Source organism: Aurantimonas sp. 22II-16-19i, from assembly GCF_002088275.1.
Lineage (GTDB): Bacteria > Pseudomonadota > Alphaproteobacteria > Rhizobiales > Rhizobiaceae > Jiella.
The window spans coordinates 1-16,310 of sequence record NZ_AQQS01000001.1 but is presented as its reverse complement, the minus strand read 5'-3'; the positions used below and the strand labels follow the sequence as shown (position 1 = coordinate 16,310).

Here is a 16,310-nt window from a genome sequence, read left to right as displayed (position 1 = left end):
CGATCATGACGCTGCCGGGGCGAGGGCCGGGACAAGCGCCGGCGCGGGTGAGGATCGCGCATCGCCCTCCCGACGGCGCTCGGCGAGGGCGGCCAGAAGGTCGCCCGCCCGGATCGCCGCAATGTCGAGCCCGCTCGCCTTCTTCAGCCCGGTCCAGGCCGGCATCGAATTGACCTCGAGCACATGCGCCCGGCCGCTGGCGTCCTTGAGGATGTCGACGCCGCAGAAGTCGCCGCCGACCGCTGCCGTGGCGTTGATGGCGAGTTCTTCCAGCTCGGCGTCCGGCTCGACCGGATGGGCCGCCGCGCCCTGCTTGATGTTGGTGATCCAGCATGCCGCCTCCCGGCGCATGGCCGCGACGACCCGGCCGCGCGAGACCAGCACCCGGTAGTCCGACCAGCGGCCGGCAGTGGAATGGCCGATGAAGCGCTGGAGGTAGTAGACCCCGCCGGCGATCTCGCCCGCGGGCGGCAGGTCGTCGACGCTGCCGATGAGCTTCAGGCCCTTGCCCTGCGCCCCGAACAGCGGCTTCAGGACGAGGGCGCGGTTCTCACCCGCAACGATCCGCTCGGCCTCCTTGCGCGATTCCACCGCCCAGCCGCGCGGCGTCGGCAGGCCCGCCTGCGCGACGAGGAAGCTGGTCATCGCCTTGTCGACGCAGGCCTCGATCGCCCGCGCGTCGTTCGAGACGAGAATGCCGAGCCGCCCCAGCGCGTGGAGGATCGACAGCCGCCGGGTCACCGCCTCGAAGCTGCCGCCGTCCATCGTGCGAACGCAGACCGCGTCGGGAAGCGTTTCCCCGAGCGTCGGGAAGGCAAGGCCGTCACTTGCGCCGGTGTCGAAGCCGACATCGGCGAGACCGCTGACGACGACCCTCGCCCCCAAGCCCTCGAAGGCGGCGCGCAGCTCCCTGGCGTGCCGGTCGAGGCTCGCCGTGACGAGCAGGATGCGCGGCGCGCCGGCCTTGCCGGGCTCAGCCGAAGGAGGCATCGATCAGCTCCGCATCGACCTTGCCGGCCGAGAACGTCTCGCCGGTCTCCAGCGCCACCACCTGCACCTCGGCCGGCGAGAACAGCGTGCCGTCGATCTTGTAGAAGTCGCCGTCGTAGCGGCTGAAGATCTCCTTGAAGGGCTTGCCGTAATCCGCCGAGGTGCTGCTCGGCAGCTTCTCGGCCAGCGCTCGAGCCGCCTCTGCCGGTCCGGTGACGGCGAGCAGCACCCGGCCGCCATAGATCACCGCGTCGTTGGTGCGGCCCATGGCGGTGAGGAAGTCCGGATGCGGCGGGGCGAGGGGCGCCGTGCCGATGCCCTCGACGATGGCGCTCATGTCGAAATGCAGCTCATGCGCCTTGTGGAGCGCCACCTCGACCACCCGCCCGACGATCTGGACGCTGCCGGCCAGCGACTGGGTCGGCGTGAAGACGATGGTCAGCTGTTCCGGCGCGATGTCGCAGTCATGGGCGATGCGGCGCACCAGGGCCTCGGGCGGCGGGCTCGCGGCTTCGAGGACCAGCGTCGCCGTCTCGCTCTGGTCGGCATAGGCGATGTCCTTGAACAGCCCCTCCTTGCCGGCGAGCGCACGGGCCGGGCCGGAGCCCATGGCGAAGTAGCTCTCCTCGTCCTCGGCGCTGGTCAGCTGCCACCCGGCATACTGGCTGCCCATGCAGGCGATGACCGGGTTGGACGTCCGCACGGTCAGCGCGAAGGGCCAGCGCGGCAGCCGCTCGGACGGGTGGATGGCGACCGTGCCATAGCCGCCGAGGCAGATCTCCGTGACGAGGCGGCCCGCCTCGAGGCTGCCGGTGACGCTCGCCCCGGCATCGATCAGCGTCTCGCCGGCCGCGCCGGTCGAGACCGCCACCTTCAGCTCCTGCGCCCGCGCCCGCAATTCGGCGACGAGCGGCAGGGCGCCGGCATTCACCGATAAGATCCTCGTCTGGCTCATGCGGCCATACTCCCAAGTATTTCGTTGATCCGCCGCGTTCTGGTATGGAAGAGAGCCTGCGCCGCCGCCGCGCCCGGCGCCGCGGCAACGACGGTGCAGATCGGCTCTCCCGCTGCAAATTCTGCCGGCGGCGCGGTCCGGTCGCGGGTCCAGTCCGGCCAGGTAAAGCCGGCGGGAACCCGCAGCGGACGCTCCGCCCAGGCAAGGCCGCTCGCGCGGATTTCGGCGGGTGCTTGGCGCTCGGTCTCCGGCAGCTCTCCCCGAAGCGCGGCGAGATGGAGTTCGATCAGCGGCCGCGCCGGGTCGTCGAAGACGTCCATCGTCGCGCCGGCCCGGGCGTTGATCTCGAGGAGAACCGCCCCGGCTGTCCCAAGCACGAAGTCGGCGCTGCAGAGGCCGGCGAGCGGCAGCCGCGCGGCAATCCCCGCCACCGCCCGCCGCATGGCCGCGTCGAGATCCGCATCGACCGCGATGGGCCCGACGGCGCCGCCGTAGCGGAACGGCTCCTGCGGGCTCGGATCGGCCCACTGGCTGGAATAGCCGAGGAAGGCCGTGCGCCCGGCCGATGCGACGAAGGCCATCGAGACCCGGTCTCCGGAAACGAAGCGCTGGTAGTAGCGGTCCGCGGCCGGCGCCGCGTCCCCGAGGAGCACATGGCTGCCGCCGCAGCCGCCGACCTTCTTCGACACCCAGCCCGCCGGATCGGCAGGCGCGCCCCGGCGGATCTCGGGATGGGCGACGCCTGCCTCGCGGCAGATCTCTTCAAAACGCTCAGGGTCCTTCAGCCGGCGGGCCGTCGCCGGATCCGTGCCGAGGATAGGCCAGCGCTCGGCGATCGCCTCCAGAAGCTCCGGCCGGTCCTCGAAGCCCGCCCCATAGACGAAGCCGAGGGGCTGGTCGCCTGCCGCAAGTCTCGTCAGGGCGGCGATCAGCTTGTCGCCGGAAAAGCCGTCGGGATAGTGCCCGCGCAACACCTCGCACCGCGCTGCGTGGTCGCGCAGATCCTCATCGCCGAAGAAGTCGACGGCGAGGCAAGCGATGCCCGCAAGCCTCGCGCTCGCGGCGATCTGCCTCGCCGAAAAGGCCGCCGCAAGGATGGCCCGGGGCTTGGTGACGCTCATGACACCAGCGTGCGCGCGAGCTGGAAGGCGTCGCGGAAGTCGAGGAACTGCGGCTCCTCGGCCTCGATCATGCGCTTCAGGAGGCCCTGCTCGGTGTTCGACTTGATCGGCCCGACGGCGAGGGCGCCGATCCCGAAGGCCGAGGTGCCCTCGATCGGCTCGCCGTCGGCCATCACGTCGACGCCTTCGAGGCCGAGCGGCGGCACGGCGTTGACGTCCGCGGCGACGAGCAGCTTCTCCGCCGCCTGCAGCTGCTTCAGGCTCAGGACCTGCACGCCGGCTTTCGCGGCGGCGAAGATCACCTCGACCTCCCTGACGATGGCGGTGTTCTTGTCGTCGCTCGAGCCGTCCACCGGCTCGACCTCGACGCCGAAGCGCTCCTTCATCTCGTCGGCGCGCTGGCGCACCCGCTCGATGCCGTTATAGCCGACGACCTTCACCCTGGCGCCTTCGAGGGCGGCGATCACCGCGGAGCAGTAGCCGACGACGCCGGTCGCCCCGAACACGGCGATGGTGACGTCCGACAGCGCCTTGCCCTTCTCGTTCTTCAACGTCCGCTCGACGCAGGCGACCATCGCGGCGGCGGTGGTGAAGGAGCCGGCCGGATCGGCCATGATGTTGCAGCCGAAGGGCGGCACCAGCGCGTTCTTCGCGGCCTCGATCATGTCGAGGGCGAGGACCGCGTCGTCGCCGCCGAAGAACACCGCCGAGTTCACGCCGCGATCCGGCGGACGCGAGAAGATCACGTCCTGGACGAGGTCGGCGACCTCCTCCATCGTCACCGCCTCGTAGGGCGTCACCGAATCGTAGCCGGCGTCGAGGGCCATGTTCACGTCGAAGGGGCTGACATGCTTGTGCGGCGTCAGCATGTGGAGAATGTTCTTGGCTGCCATCGGGGTTACTCCGTCGATCTCTGGTCGTTGACGTTCGCTGGGACGTCCGCTTGGGCGAAGGCGCCAGGGCTGGACTGGCGACCGGGGCGGGAAGGGGAAGGAAATCAGCCGGTGCCGAGGCGCCGGGTCACGGCTCCCGTGCCGGCCTCGCTCCTGCGGTTGATTTCGATGCCGCGGTTGCGGCCCTTGACGATGCGGATGTCGAGTCCCTCGCAGAGACCTGCGGCGTTCAGCCCGGCGAGCAGCCGCTCGGCGCTGTCCTGATCCGGCGCGAAGGCGAAGCCCGTCGGTCCCCAGGAACTCTGGCCGATTCCGTGGGCGCCGTGTCGCTCCAGCCATCGGCAGGCGGCGGAGACCTTCGCGCTGGTGAAGACGCCGCCCTGGGCGGCGGCGAAGTGCGCCCCGACCTTTTCCTGGATCTCGCTGATCGCTCCGCCGAAGGCCGCGAGGTCGCGTTCCATGAGACCGGGAAGGGCGCGCATCAGGACGAGCTGGCAGATCCGCGCCGCGTCGCTCTCGGCAAAGGGCGGCAGGTCGGCGAAGGCCTCGAGTTCGGCCTCGCCGTGGAACCCTTCGACGCGCGGATCCATCACGAGGATCACCCGCCACCCTTCGGGGAACGGCAGCCGCGCGATCAGCGGCGGCGGCAGCTCCGTCTCGCCCTTGCCGCCATCGACGGCGACACCGCCGCCGGTGACGAAGGCGACGCCGAGGCCGGAGCGGTTGCCGCGGCCGAGAAGGGCGGCATCGGCCTCCGGGTCGAGATCGAGGCCCTCCAGGCGCCGCAGGCCGCAGGCGACCGCCAGCGCCAGCTGGGTCCCCGAGCCGAGGCCGGAATGGGCGGGCATTTCGGTGGTGACGGCGAGCCGGTAGGCGGCATCGAGGCGGAGCGCATCGCGCAGCCTTGCGAGATACGCGCCCGCACGTCCGCCACCCCTTGCCGCACCCTCGACTTCGGGCATGTCGCGCTCGCCGCGACTGATCTCCACGGTCGTGCACGGCGCCTCGAGGGCGAGCCCGATCCCGCCGAATCGCCGGCCGAGCGAGCCGCCGGGGTCGAGGAACCCCAGATGCAGCCGGGCGGGCGCCGAGACGGTGACGACGTCTTCGCTCAAGAAACTATCCTGCCTTCCAGTGTCCCGATTCTGGCGCTCGTCGACATTCGGAACTGACGGCAGAAGCGTTTCCCCCTCGCCAGATCCATCGACAAGTCAGTGACTTGTCATGGTCCCGCGGTCGGGATTCCGGCTCTGCGCCTGCCACCGAAAATAAAACGAACGCCAAATCCCCTACACCAGGTGCCCGTGTCCTATTATTGTGGCCGTGGATACCGGGGCAAGGGAGAAATGCGATGGCAGCCAAGACCTATTCGGATGCCGAGGTCGAGGAAAGGCTGAAGACGGAGCTGCCGACCTGGCGCCTCGAGGACGGCTGGATCCGCCGGACCTACAAGACCAGCGGCTGGAAAGGCACGCTGATGGTGATCAACACCGTCGGCCATCTGGCCGAGGCCGCGTTCCACCATCCGGACCTGACCGCCTCCTATGCGTGGGTCGAGGTCCGGCTGATGAACCATGCCGCCAAGGGCATCACCGATTCGGACTTCGCTTTGGCGAAGAAGATCGAGGAGGTGGTCATGTGGCAGCCGGGCCGGGACGAGGGCCCGCTGCAGGGGACGCCGGACGATCCGCGTTTCACCTACATCAAATACGACAAGTGAGATCCCTCGACGCGGCGACCCACGCGGTCGATTGACCTTCGCGGCGAAGGATGTACCTTCCCGCCGGGCACAGAAAGCGAGACGTCTTGGAGACTGCGTGGATCGACGGAAAGCCGGCGTCGCCTGAGGATGCCCTGCGCGCGGCGGGCGAGCTGCTGGATGCCGGGCGCCTGCCGCTGGTCACCGGGCTGCGGACCGACGTCGCGGGACTGCGGGCCGCGTTCTCGCTGGCACGGCAGGTCGGTGCCGTGATCGACCATAGCGAATCCGCCAGCCTCTATCCCTTCATCGCCGCCGCGCGGGACGGCGGCGCGTTTCTGGCCTCGCCCGCCGAGATGCGGCGGCGGGCGGACCGGGTGCTGATCGTCGGCGATGCCGTGGGCGAGTGCGACGTCGCCCTCCTGAAGATGCTGGCTGCCACCGCGCCCGATCTCGGCGTGCGCACCAGGGGTGCCGGCCGCCGCCTGATGACCCTCGGGCGCCGGGCGATCTCGCTGCCGGGCAGTGCCGAGGTCACCCATCTCGACTGCGCCAGCGACGCCATTACCGACGTCGTCGGCATGGTCCGGGCGAAGCTCGCCGGTCGCCGGGCGGGTGAGGGCGCGCTCGGCGACGCCGCGGTCTCCACCATCGCGACCTTCCTCTCAGAGGCCGGCTTTGCCGCTGTCGTCTTCGCACCGGCCGAATTCGGCGAACTCGGCACCGAGCAGATCTTCGGACTGGTGCGCGATCTCAACGAGACGACGCGGGCGAGCACCCTGCCGGTGCTCGGCCATGCCGACGCGATGGGGGCGGCGCTGCTCGCCACCTGGACCAGCGGCTTCCCGCTTCGTGTCTCCTACGGCCGCGGCCCCGCCGAGCACGATGCCACCCTTCATGCCAGCGACCGCCAGCTGTCGGGCGACGGCGAGGCCGACGTCGTCGTCTTCGTCGACGCGCTCGCCGGCGCGGCGTCGCAGGTGCCGGCCTTCGCCATGCCGGCGATCCTGATTTCCGCCGATCCGGCGGCTCCGAATGCGGCGCGGGTGGTCTTCAAGGTGGCCGCAGCCGGCCGCGACCACGACGGCGTTCTCTACGATGCGCGGTTCGGCAGCTTCGTCGCCAAACCCGCCGAAACGACAAGCGAGCTGCCGACGGCGGCCGCCATCCTCGACGCGCTGGCCGATCAACGGGCCGGGCGCGGCGCGGAAGCGGCCTGACCGATCGCAGCCGGGAGGAAATCCGACATGCTGACACGGCTGAAGGGCGGCCATGTCGTCGATCCGGCGAATGGCCGGGACGCGGCGGGCGACGTCTTCGTCGAGGATGGCGTCGTCGTCGATGCCCCGCAGGCGGGGCGCGAAGCCGACGAGACGATCGACTGCACCGGCCTCGTGGTGATGGCCGGCGCGATCGACATCCATTCCCACATCGCCGGCGGCCATGTGAACACCGCGCGGCTGCTGCTGCCGGAATGGCACTGGGCGTTCTCGTCCCGTCCCGGCGAGACGGCGCTCTCCAAGGTCGGCTGGACCACCGAGGAGACCGGCCTGCGCTATGCCGAGATGGGGTTTACCACGGTCGTCGAGCCGGCCATGGCGCCGTCCTCGGCGCTGCATGCCCATCTGGAACTCGCCGACACGCCGATCATCGACAAGGCGACCCTCGTCGTCCTCGGCAATGACGATCTTCTGATGTCGATGATCCGCGAGGGCGAAAGCGCCGACGCGATTGCCGACTACGTCGCCTGGACGGTCTCTTCCAGCCGTGCGCTGGGCGTCAAGTGCATCAATGCCGGCGGCTCGGCGGCCTTCAAGGAGAACGTCCGCCAGTTCGACTTCGACGACGTCGTGCCGGATTACGGCGTCTCCTCGCGCCAGATCGTCAAGACGCTGCAGACGGCGGTGCGCGATCTCGGCATCCCGCATCCGCTGCACGTCCATTGCAACAATCTCGGCGTTCCCGGCGCCTCGTCGGACTCCATCGCGGCGACGATCAAGGCGGCCGAGGGCGATCCGCTCCACCTCGCCCACATCCAGTTCTACGGCTACGGCACCGAGGGCAAGCGGCGGTTCTCCTCCCGCGGCCGGGAACTCGCCGAACTCGTCAACGCGACGAGCGAGATCACCGTCGACATCGGCCAGGTGATGTTCGGCCAGACGGTGACGATCTCCTCCGACGAGCTGCGCCAGTTCGCCGGCTCGAAGCAGGCGAGTCCGAAGAAGAGCATCATCTTCGACCACGAGGCCAATGGCGGCGGCGTGGTCCCGATGGATTACAGGCGCAAGAGCTTCTACAACGCCCTGCAATGGGCGATCGGGCTGGAGCTGTTCCTGCTGATCGAGGACCCGTCCCGGGTCTTCTTCACCACCGACCACCCGAACGGCGCGCCCTTCACCACCTATCCGGACATCTTCGCCCTGCTGATGGACCGCGGCGTCAGGGCGAAGTGGCTCGATGCGCTGCCGAAATCGGTGGTGAAGATGACGTCGCTGCCGGAGATCGAGCGCGAATACACCCTCACGGAAATCGCCACCATGACCCGCGCGGCGCCGGCAAGGCTGCTCGGCACGCCGGATCGCGGCCATCTCGGCGCCGGCGCGGTCGCCGATATCGCCGTCTACCGGCCCGGCGAGGACAAGGCCGCGATGTTCGGCAAGGCCGCCTATGTGCTGAAGGACGGCGATCTGGTGGTCAGGGACGGGACAGTGGTCAGGCACCGCTTCGGCCGCGCCCTGACGCTTCGCCCGGAACCGGACAAGGCGATGAAGACCCGCCTCGACCGTTACTTCGACGACAGATACGGGCTGTCGTCCCGCTGGTTCGAGGTGCCGGACGGCGCGCTCGGACGTGAGGATCCGTTCAAGGTGGTGCCATGTCGGGCGTAGAGGAAGCCATGGTCGTCAACGGCGTTGCGATCGACGACGGCTTCGCCGAGGCCTTCCCGATGGCCGGCACGGCGATCCAGATCACCGCGATCAACGAGAAGTGGGCGCTCGAGGCCGCGCGCTCGATGACCGGTTTCGCCACCTCGGTGATCGCCTGCGGCTGCGAGGGCGGCATCGACAGGGTGCTGTCGCCGCAGGAGACCCGCGACGGGCGGCCGGGCGTGCGCGTCCTGTTCTTCTCCTTCGACGCCGGCGGGCTGGAGAAGCAGGTCACCACGCGCCTCGGCCAGTGCATCCTGACCAGCCCCACCTCGGCCTGCTATGCCGACCTTGCGGGCGAAAAGGAGATCGATCTCGGCTCGGCGATCCGCTACTTCGCCGATGGCTGGCAGATCTCCAAGAAGTTCGAGGGCCGGCATTTCTGGCGCATGCCGGTGATGGAGGGCGAGTTCCTCTGCGAGGCCCGCACCGGCGTGACGACGGACGGCGTCGGCGGCGGCAACCTTCTCCTGATGGCGCGCAGCACGCCCCAGGCCCTGGCGGCCTCGGAGGCGGCGGTCGCCGCGATGCGCAAGGTGCCGGACGTGATCATGCCGTTTCCCGGCGGCATCGTGCGCTCGGGCTCGAAGGTCGGCGGCAAGTACAAGGGCATGATGGCCTCCACCAACGACGCCTACTGCCCGACGCTGAAGGGCGTGACGAAATCGGAGCTGACGCCGGAGATCGGGTCGGTGCTCGAGATCGTCATCGACGGGCTCACCTCCGCGGCGGTGGCCGATGCCATGCGGGTGGGGATCAAGGCGGTGACCGATCTCGGGCCGCAGGAGGGGGCGGTGCGGATCGGCGCCGGCAACTATGGCGGCAATCTCGGCCCCCATCACTTCCATCTGAAGGATCTCCTGCCATGACCGGGCTGACCTTTCGCAAGCGGGCGGAGCCGGAGGAGCGGCTCGATCTCTCGCCGCTGGTGCCGGCGCGTCTGGCCGGCCTCTCGGAGCTTCAGATCGCGGCGATCCCCGTCGGAACCAGCCGCTTCGGCCTGACCGTCGGCGACGTCTTCGAGGTCGTCGGAGACGATCCCTCCTCGATCCGCTTTGCGGGCGGCTCGACGCGCTTCGACCGCATCGGCGAGGCGATGCAGGCCGGCGGAATCGTCGTCGAAGGCGATGCCGGCGCCCGGCTCGGCCGGGCGATGTCCGGCGGGCGGATCAGCGTCGAGGGCTCCGTCGGCGGCCATGCCGGATCGGGAATGTCCGGCGGCGTCATCCGCATCGGCGGCGACGCCGGCGAGCGTCTCGGCGGTCCGCTGGCGGGCGAGATGACCGGCATGAAGGGCGGCACCATCGTCGTCTCCGGCAGCGCGGGCCCGCGGGCGGGCGACCGGATGCGGCGCGGCGTCATCTCGATCGATGGCAATGCCGGCACGGACGTCGGCAGCCGGATGATCGCCGGAACCATCATCGTGTCAGGCACCGCGGCCGGCACGCCCGGCCGGCTGATGAAGCGCGGCACGCTGCTCCTGTGCAACGGCGCCGAGACCCTGGCGCCGACCTTCCTCGACAACGGGCCGGCGGATCTCCTGATCCTCACTGTCATGGCGCGGGATTTTGCGGCAGGCGAAGTCGGGCCGGTGGCCTTCGAGGGCATGGCCATGCGCCGGCTCGGCGGCGACACGGCGGTGCTGGGGCTCGGCGAGATCTTCCTGCCGTGCTGACGTGCCAGGGCGGAACGCGGCCGAGGCGGAACGGGCCGGGGCCGAGGGCGGATTTGTCGCGGGGTCGCACCTCCTGCCGGCCCGCATCCGCCGCCCTATCCTCCTCGACGCTGCGCGAATGTCCGCAAGGCCGGTGGGCACCGTCGTCTTCTGGGAGGACACGATCCGATGATCGATCTCGTCATGACCGTCTGTCTCGTCGCCAATCCTGCGAGCTGCAAGGAAGAACGCCTGACCTATCAGGCCCGCTCGACCAGCGCGCAATGCATGATGATCTCCTCGCCCTATGTCGCACAATGGGCGGGCGAGCATCCGAAATGGAAGGTGACGAAGTGGCGCTGCGAATGGCCGGAGCAGCGCCTCGACCCGGCCTGAGGCCGCAACCGCGGGCCCGGCCCCGGCAGGACGCCGGCCTCCGGCGCATCCGGCGCCCCGGGAGCTTTCCCGGCGGCGCCGATGCGCCATAATGAGAGACGGCACCAGACGAGATTGGGAGCTCTGACATGGCAGCACAACCACCCGTCTGCGACTTCGGCTGGCCGGCGCGCGACGCCGAACTTCCCGGCGTCGACGGCAAGGCGCACCGGATCCTCGAGTGCCGCGGCGAGAACGGGCTGCTCGTCGCCTTCATCTGCAATCACTGCCCCTATGTGAAGGCTGTGATCGACCGGCTGGTCCGCGACGCCCGCGATCTCGCCGCCATCGGCATCGGCACGGTGGCGATCTCCTCCAACGACGTCGAGGCCTATCCGCAGGACTCCTTCGACAACATGAAGCGCTTTGCCGAGGCGCACGGCTTTCCGTTCCCCTATCTCTACGACGAGGAACAGCACGTGGCGCGGGACTACGGCGCGGTCTGCACGCCGGACTTCTTCGGCTTCAACCGGGATCTGACGCTGCAATATCGCGGCCGCATCGACGCCTCCCGCAAGGAGCAGGCCCCGGAAGGCACGACGCGCGATCTCTTCGAGGCGATGCGGCAGGTCGCCGAGACGGGTGAGGGGCCGCGCGAGCAGATCCCCTCCATCGGCTGTTCGATCAAATGGAAGGATGCCGCCTGATGACCGCGCAGGACTGGCCGAAGGCGGTGCTCTTCGATCTCGACGGGACGCTGATCGATTCCGCGCCCGATCTCCACGCGGCGCTGAACGAGACGCTGGAGAGCTACGGCGAGCCGCCCTTCACCCTCGAGGCGGTGACGCGGATGATCGGCGCCGGGGTGCCGAAGCTGATCGAGCGCGCCTATGCCGCCCTCGACAAGGACCTGGATCCGGCGACGCGCGACAGGATCGTCGACCGCTTCCTCAAGATCTACGAGCCGCGCAGCACCGAGCTCACCACCCTCTATGCCGGCGCGAGCGAGGTGACGCGGGGTCTGAAGGCCGAGGGTCGCAGGATCGGTGTCGTGACCAACAAGCCGGGGCATGCGACCGGCGAGATCCTCAGGCATTTCGGCCTCTTCGATCTGATGGACGTCGTCGTCGGCGGGGATGCCGGCCCGGCCAAGAAGCCCGAGCCGGGCCTCCTCCTCAAGGCCTGCGACGATCTCGGCCTGTCGCCCGCCGACGTCCTGTTCGTCGGCGACAGCGAGAACGACGTCCGGGCGGCCAAGGCCGCGGGCATCGCCGTCGTGGTCGTCATCGGCGGGTATACGACCCTGTCGCCGGAGGAACTTTCCGCCGACGCGAATGCCGGGAGCCTCGCCGACGTGCCGGGACTGTTCGCCGTCCTGCGGTAGAGCACGGTTCGCATGCCGCAGCCAGTTCCGCGGCAGCTCCGTTCGGGGGCGGAGCGAGGGCGCCGGCGAACGAAGCAGGCGACGTCATGCCCGGCCGCAACGGCGTCAGACGGTGCGGGAATGGCGGCATCGCGAAAGCTGTTCGCACGTCGGACGCGGCCACTCGCGGCTTGTCTGCAAGACTGACTTTGCCTTTTTATTTCAGTGGTCTAACTCTTTCTCAGATGCGGCTTCAAAATTTTGCCGAGATCCGGCGAGAGGATGGCCAGACGTGATAGACTACAGGACGGCAGAGGACGCGATCTTGCTGGCGACCATCGGTCTCTGGCTGATCATCGTAGCGTGCGCTTACACCGTGGGCAGTTGACGCGGTCCGACATCCACCCGGCGCGGCGATCTGCGTTCGGGGAGAAAATGCATAGTTTGCCAAACAGATAACGGCCATGCATCGCTTTTGCAGTGCAACCAATGGCCGTCAGGGTTGTTCCTCTTCTTGTGTTCGATGCGCGGGATCCTGCCGATGGGCAGGCGGGAGGATATCTTCATGCCGAGGAGCGATGATGCGGCCGAAATTCGGGCTCTTGCTTACCAGATATGGGAGCAGGAAGGATGCCCGAGCGGTCGCGAGCATGAGCATTGGGCTCAGGCCAATCGGATCTATGCGGAACTGCATCCGGCGGACAGCCGGTCGCGGGTCCGGCACCCGCGGGAGCGGGAGGTGTTCATCGCGGCGGACACCGAGATCGATCGGCTGAGACAGGCGCTGTGGACGCCCGAGCCGTTTTCGCGGGAGCTGTTCGCCGACGAGGTCGCGGACGAGCGCTCGTCCTGGCGCCGGCGGCGGGCGGCCAGCGATCAGACAGGCGGCGATCTCTACGGCGCCCACGAGGCGAACCTCGTCGGCCGCCGGGTCGCCGCCCGCCGCGCCTGATAGCCCTCCGTTCGAGGGATCGATCGTCGGGCGGGGATGCGACCCGCCCTTCGGACGGATTTGAATCGGTCAGACGGCCGGTTCAGATTCGCGACGAAACGTGGGCGAACTGGCTTCCGACTTCGTAGAACCCTTCCTTCAGCACCCGCCAGCGCGGGCTTTCGATCTCCATGACCGGCAGCGGCAGATCGGCATCGGCGACCACGCCGAGCACCGACTGCGCGAGGAGGCGGCCGAACACCGTGCCGGGGCCGATTCCCCGACCGTTGTAGCCGCTGCACGAGGCGATGCCGCTCTCGGAGCGATGAAACCGCGGCAGGCTGTCCGTCGTCATGCCGATGCGGCCGTACCATTCGGCATCGAAGGCGACGTCGCCCAGTTGCGGAAACAGCCGGCGAAGGCTGCGGCGCGCCCAGCGCCGGTGGATCGCCGCTCCCGTTCCCCGCAGGGCACCCACACTGCCGATGATCAGCCGACCGGACCGGTCGAGCCGGAAGGAGGACAGCACCTCATTGGTGTCCCAGCAACCCTGGCGCCCCGGCAGGATCGAGCCGAGCACGTTCGACGAGAGCGGCCGCGTCGCGATGTTGAAATAGGGCAGGGCGACGACTTCCTCGCGAAGCTCTGCAAAGGGCGCCGAGCTGTAGGCATTGGTCGCGGCGATCACCTGCCTGGCCGTCACCTGGCCGTGTGGTGTCGTCAGGCGATGCACCGCTCCGTCGAAGGCCAGTGCCGTGACCGGCGTGTCGGTGTGGATCGCAGCGCCGGCGGCGAGCGCCGCGCAAGCGAGCCCCCTCGCATAGGCGAGCGGCTGGATCGTCCCGGCGCGGTGGTCGAGGAGGGCGCCGGCATAGGCGCTGGTGCCGGTGAGGCGCGCAGCCTCCGCGGCGTCGACCAGTTCGACCGGCGCACCCCGCGCCTGCCACTGCCGGGCACGTTCGGCAAGTTCCGCAAATCCCTTGTCGCCGACGGCGCAATGCAGCGTGCCGGCCCGCTCGGCCTCGCAGGCAATGGCATGCCGCTGGACGAGGTCGAAGACGGCGGCGGGCGCCTCGCCGAGCAGCGCGAGGAGCCGCTCGCCGCGCTCTGCGCCGAGCGTCGCCACGATGTCGTCCGGCATGACCCAGAGGCCGGCATTGACCAGGCCGACATTGCGCCCCGAGCCGCCGAAGCCGATGCCGGCCGCCTCCAGCACGGCGACGGAGGCCCCCCGCTCCGCCAGGTGCAGCGCGGCGGACAGGCCGGTATAGCCGGCGCCGACCACCGCGACGTCGACGCGCAGCTCGCCGTCGAGCGGCCGCGTCTCCGGCGCCGCCGGTGCGGTGGTCTCCCACAACCCGTGGGATCGCGGATCCTGCAGCATCGTCTTCCCGCCCCGTCGCGAATCATCGCAGCGGCACCCATTTGGCGGCGTCCCGGCCCGCGCGTCCACCGGTTTCGCGACCGCGGCCAGGGTATTGTCGCGGCCGTGCGAGGCGTCGTGACGCCTAGCTGACGGAAAGATGCCGTCGCGCGGCGTAGAGCGCGATCGCCGCCGCGTTGGAGACGTTCAGCGAGTGGATCGCCCCCGGCATGTCCAGCCGGGCGAGCCGCGCCACGGTCGCCCGCGTCTTCTGGCGCAGGCCCTTGCCCTCGGCGCCGAGCACGATGGCGAGTTTTCTGCCCGCAAGGCTCGCCTCGAAGGGCTCGGGCCCCTCCGAATCGAGGCCGACGGTCAGGAAGCCCTGGCCGGCCAGTTCTTCGAGCGCGTCGGCGAGATTCTTCACCTCGATCTGGGTGACGTGCTCCAGCGCGCCCGAGGCGGCCTTGGCCAGCACGCCGCCCTCCTGTGGCGAATGCCGGCTGGTCGTCACCACCGCATCGACGGCAAACGCCGTCGCCGATCGCAGGATGGCGCCGACATTGTGCGGGTCGGTCACCTGGTCGAGGACGAGGACGAGGCTGGCACCGGTGAGATCGCCGAGCCGCTTCGCCGCCAGCGGTTCGGTCTCCAGCGCGACGCCCTGATGCACCGCCTCGGAACCGAGCTCGGTGTCGATCGCCTTCGGCTCGACGAGGTGCAGCGGGCAGGGAAGGGCGGTCTCGTCCACCTCCAGCCGGGCCAGCGCGTTGCGCGTCGCCAGCAGCCGGTGCAGCTTTCGGCGCGGGTTCTTCAGGGCCTCCGCCACGGTGTGGAGGCCGTAGAGCCAGATCCGGCCGGGCGCCGCCGGACGCCCCGGCACCGGCTCGCTTTTCTGGCGGCGCGGGGCTGTGCCCGACTCGCCGCGCTTGGCGTCGCGATAGTTGCGGCGAAGCCGCGCGTAGTGGGCGTCCTTGGGGGAGCCGGATGTGTCGTCGCTCATGACCTCGGCTTATCGAAGCGGGGACGCCAGGGAAAGGGGCGGGAGGGAAAGGGGGCGCGGAATATTCGGACGGGCAATCGCCGCGGCGGCGTTGACAGACGCCTGCAGTTTTTTCATAAGGCCGCACGGACATGCCGGGCGGCGATTTGCCCACCGGTTCATGCGGATGACGATGGGTGAAAGCGCCATCGTCGGTTCGGAGGGGTGTCCGAGTGGTTAAAGGAGACGGACTGTAAATCCGTTCGCTTAGCGTACGCTGGTTCGAATCCAGCCCCCTCCACCAGCGCTTTCCACGGCAGGCATTTTCGGCTAGCTTCGTGTGTGCGCGGGTATAGCTCAATGGTAGAGCAGCAGCCTTCCAAGCTGAATACGCGGGTTCGATTCCCGCTACCCGCTCCATCTTCCCGTCGCCACGACCTCGCGCCCTACGACCTCGAGCGCCACGACCTCGAGCGCCACGACCGTTGGAGACGTCTGCCGAACGTCCGGCTGGATGCGTCGAGCGTCAATCGGTCCTGACCGGCACGCTCGTCTGACCGTCCACCGCCGGCCGCTCGTCTTCCGCGTCGCTGGCGAGCTCATGGTCGGTCGTCAGATCGCGGTCCTCCGGGCGGCCCTGCTTTTCCAGCTCCTCGCGGGTCTCCTCGATCTTGCCGTGGTCGGTCGTCTGCTTCGGGATCGCAGCGCCCTTGCGGTCGCTGTTGCTGCCATCGTTTCCTTCGAAGTCGCTCATCGTGATGGCTCCTTGTCCTGGCTGCGGTTGCGTTCCAGCTTGAAGTCGCGGCGCTACGTCATGGTTCCCGCAGGATTTTCGCCGTGCCGCGCAGCACTTGGTCGTCGCCGCCGCCTCGGCACCGGAACCGCGATCCGGCCCCGGCTTTGGTTCGCCGCGGCCTCGAGTTCCCCATGCGGGCCCCGCACTTGCGTCCTTTCGCGCAAGCGAATATGTGGCGCGCACCCGAAATAACTTCCGGACTGGGAGCAGGCGATGGCCAAGAGCAAATTCGAGCGTAACAAGCCGCATGTGAACATCGGCACG

General features: G+C 69.2%; 17 protein-coding genes and 2 tRNA genes. 11 read left to right on the top strand and 8 right to left on the bottom strand.

Annotated elements, in window-relative coordinates; translation table 11 throughout:
* Positions 1-3 precede the first annotated feature (3 nt).
* The 5 genes from ATO4_RS00095 to ATO4_RS00075 all read right to left on the bottom strand — a co-directional run bounded on the left by ATO4_RS00095 (position 4) and on the right by ATO4_RS00075 (position 5,074).
* Positions 4-990, bottom strand: coding sequence for a RimK family alpha-L-glutamate ligase (locus ATO4_RS00095; RefSeq protein ID WP_083589373.1), 987 nt, complete (start codon positions 988-990; stop codon positions 4-6).
* Entirely contained in the window at positions 974-1,945 is a 972-nt protein-coding gene (gene mch, locus ATO4_RS00090; RefSeq protein WP_083589372.1) for a methenyltetrahydromethanopterin cyclohydrolase, read from the bottom strand. The genes ATO4_RS00095 and mch overlap by 17 nt, the downstream gene beginning before the upstream one ends.
* A complete protein-coding gene (locus tag ATO4_RS00085; protein WP_083589371.1) occupies positions 1,942-3,066 on the bottom strand; it encodes an ATP-grasp domain-containing protein in 1,125 nt (374 codons plus the stop codon). The genes mch and ATO4_RS00085 overlap by 4 nt, the downstream gene beginning before the upstream one ends.
* Positions 3,063-3,959, bottom strand: coding sequence for an NAD(P)-dependent methylenetetrahydromethanopterin dehydrogenase (locus ATO4_RS00080; protein ID WP_083589370.1), 897 nt, complete (start codon positions 3,957-3,959; stop codon positions 3,063-3,065). Before ATO4_RS00080 ends, ATO4_RS00085 begins: the two co-directional genes overlap by 4 nt.
* A gap of 104 nt (positions 3,960-4,063) precedes the next feature.
* Entirely contained in the window at positions 4,064-5,074 is a 1,011-nt protein-coding gene (locus ATO4_RS00075) for a beta-ribofuranosylaminobenzene 5'-phosphate synthase family protein (protein WP_083589369.1), read from the bottom strand.
* Positions 5,075-5,310: 236 nt separating this feature from the next.
* Here ATO4_RS00075 and ATO4_RS00070 point away from each other — a divergent pair, with 236 nt between their 5' ends.
* The 9 genes from ATO4_RS00070 (at position 5,311) to ATO4_RS00030 (ending at position 12,929) form a co-directional block, all read left to right on the top strand.
* The gene (locus ATO4_RS00070) at positions 5,311-5,679 is read left to right on the top strand and encodes a 4a-hydroxytetrahydrobiopterin dehydratase (RefSeq protein ID WP_083589368.1); all 369 of its coding nucleotides are present in this window, start codon (positions 5,311-5,313) and stop codon (positions 5,677-5,679) included.
* Positions 5,680-5,765: 86 nt separating this feature from the next.
* Positions 5,766-6,878 (top strand): hypothetical protein, encoded by a 1,113-nt coding sequence (locus ATO4_RS00065; protein ID WP_083589367.1) that lies wholly within the window; start codon positions 5,766-5,768, stop codon positions 6,876-6,878.
* 27 nt (positions 6,879-6,905) lie between these two features.
* A complete protein-coding gene (locus tag ATO4_RS00060; protein ID WP_083589366.1) occupies positions 6,906-8,546 on the top strand; it encodes a formylmethanofuran dehydrogenase subunit A in 1,641 nt (546 codons plus the stop codon).
* Between the two features lie 8 nt (positions 8,547-8,554).
* Positions 8,555-9,454, top strand: a complete 900-nt coding sequence (fhcD, locus tag ATO4_RS00055; protein ID WP_083589365.1) for a formylmethanofuran--tetrahydromethanopterin N-formyltransferase — start codon at positions 8,555-8,557, stop codon at positions 9,452-9,454.
* Positions 9,451-10,260 (top strand): formylmethanofuran dehydrogenase subunit C, encoded by an 810-nt coding sequence (locus ATO4_RS00050; RefSeq protein ID WP_083589364.1) that lies wholly within the window; start codon positions 9,451-9,453, stop codon positions 10,258-10,260. The genes fhcD and ATO4_RS00050 overlap by 4 nt, the downstream gene beginning before the upstream one ends.
* 168 nt (positions 10,261-10,428) lie before the next feature.
* Positions 10,429-10,635, top strand: coding sequence for a hypothetical protein (locus ATO4_RS00045; protein WP_083589363.1), 207 nt, complete (start codon positions 10,429-10,431; stop codon positions 10,633-10,635).
* A 128-nt stretch (positions 10,636-10,763) separates the two neighbouring features.
* Complete coding sequence (locus ATO4_RS00040; protein WP_083589362.1) at positions 10,764-11,321, top strand: thioredoxin family protein; 558 nt, start codon at positions 10,764-10,766, stop codon at positions 11,319-11,321.
* A complete protein-coding gene (gene gph, locus ATO4_RS00035) occupies positions 11,321-11,998 on the top strand; it encodes a phosphoglycolate phosphatase (RefSeq protein ID WP_083589361.1) in 678 nt (225 codons plus the stop codon). The genes ATO4_RS00040 and gph overlap by 1 nt, the downstream gene beginning before the upstream one ends.
* A 502-nt stretch (positions 11,999-12,500) precedes the next feature.
* Complete coding sequence (locus tag ATO4_RS00030; protein WP_210191000.1) at positions 12,501-12,929, top strand: DUF2934 domain-containing protein; 429 nt, start codon at positions 12,501-12,503, stop codon at positions 12,927-12,929.
* Between the two features lie 82 nt (positions 12,930-13,011).
* Here the strand turns inward: ATO4_RS00030 and ATO4_RS00025 are convergent, their stop codons facing one another.
* Positions 13,012-14,292, bottom strand: a complete 1,281-nt coding sequence (locus ATO4_RS00025) for an FAD-binding oxidoreductase (protein WP_083589360.1) — start codon at positions 14,290-14,292, stop codon at positions 13,012-13,014.
* Between the two features lie 124 nt (positions 14,293-14,416).
* Positions 14,417-15,271 carry an RNA methyltransferase gene (locus ATO4_RS00020; protein ID WP_083589359.1) on the bottom strand — a complete coding sequence of 285 codons (855 nt, stop codon included), beginning with the start codon at positions 15,269-15,271 and terminating at the stop codon, positions 14,417-14,419.
* 198 nt (positions 15,272-15,469) lie between these two features.
* On the opposite strand from ATO4_RS00020, the gene ATO4_RS00015 reads away from it, so the two are divergent.
* Positions 15,470-15,554, top strand: a tRNA-Tyr gene (locus tag ATO4_RS00015).
* A gap of 42 nt (positions 15,555-15,596) precedes the next feature.
* A tRNA-Gly gene (locus ATO4_RS00010) sits at positions 15,597-15,670 on the top strand.
* A 106-nt stretch (positions 15,671-15,776) separates the two neighbouring features.
* Here ATO4_RS00010 and ATO4_RS00005 read toward each other — a convergent pair.
* Entirely contained in the window at positions 15,777-16,004 is a 228-nt protein-coding gene (locus ATO4_RS00005; RefSeq protein WP_083589358.1) for a hypothetical protein, read from the bottom strand.
* Positions 16,005-16,310 lie beyond the last annotated feature (306 nt).

What these genes read in the sequence shown, in the direction of transcription:
- ATO4_RS00020 (WP_083589359.1), bottom strand. Translation starts at nt 15,271, where the DNA reads ATGAGCGACGACACATCCGGCTCCCCCAAGGACGCCCACTACGCGCGG.
- ATO4_RS00060 (WP_083589366.1), top strand. Translation starts at nt 6,906, where the DNA reads ATGCTGACACGGCTGAAGGGCGGCCATGTCGTCGATCCGGCGAATGGC.
- mch (WP_083589372.1), bottom strand. Translation starts at nt 1,945, where the DNA reads ATGAGCCAGACGAGGATCTTATCGGTGAATGCCGGCGCCCTGCCGCTC.
- gph (WP_083589361.1), top strand. Translation starts at nt 11,321, where the DNA reads ATGACCGCGCAGGACTGGCCGAAGGCGGTGCTCTTCGATCTCGACGGG.
- ATO4_RS00045 (WP_083589363.1), top strand. Translation starts at nt 10,429, where the DNA reads ATGATCGATCTCGTCATGACCGTCTGTCTCGTCGCCAATCCTGCGAGC.
- ATO4_RS00080 (WP_083589370.1), bottom strand. Translation starts at nt 3,959, where the DNA reads ATGGCAGCCAAGAACATTCTCCACATGCTGACGCCGCACAAGCATGTC.
- ATO4_RS00050 (WP_083589364.1), top strand. Translation starts at nt 9,451, where the DNA reads ATGACCGGGCTGACCTTTCGCAAGCGGGCGGAGCCGGAGGAGCGGCTC.
- ATO4_RS00030 (WP_210191000.1), top strand. Translation starts at nt 12,501, where the DNA reads ATGCGCGGGATCCTGCCGATGGGCAGGCGGGAGGATATCTTCATGCCG.
- ATO4_RS00025 (WP_083589360.1), bottom strand. Translation starts at nt 14,292, where the DNA reads ATGCTGCAGGATCCGCGATCCCACGGGTTGTGGGAGACCACCGCACCG.
- ATO4_RS00070 (WP_083589368.1), top strand. Translation starts at nt 5,311, where the DNA reads ATGGCAGCCAAGACCTATTCGGATGCCGAGGTCGAGGAAAGGCTGAAG.
- ATO4_RS00005 (WP_083589358.1), bottom strand. Translation starts at nt 16,004, where the DNA reads ATGAGCGACTTCGAAGGAAACGATGGCAGCAACAGCGACCGCAAGGGC.
- ATO4_RS00040 (WP_083589362.1), top strand. Translation starts at nt 10,764, where the DNA reads ATGGCAGCACAACCACCCGTCTGCGACTTCGGCTGGCCGGCGCGCGAC.
- fhcD (WP_083589365.1), top strand. Translation starts at nt 8,555, where the DNA reads ATGGTCGTCAACGGCGTTGCGATCGACGACGGCTTCGCCGAGGCCTTC.
- ATO4_RS00095 (WP_083589373.1), bottom strand. Translation starts at nt 990, where the DNA reads ATGCCTCCTTCGGCTGAGCCCGGCAAGGCCGGCGCGCCGCGCATCCTG.
- ATO4_RS00085 (WP_083589371.1), bottom strand. Translation starts at nt 3,066, where the DNA reads ATGAGCGTCACCAAGCCCCGGGCCATCCTTGCGGCGGCCTTTTCGGCG.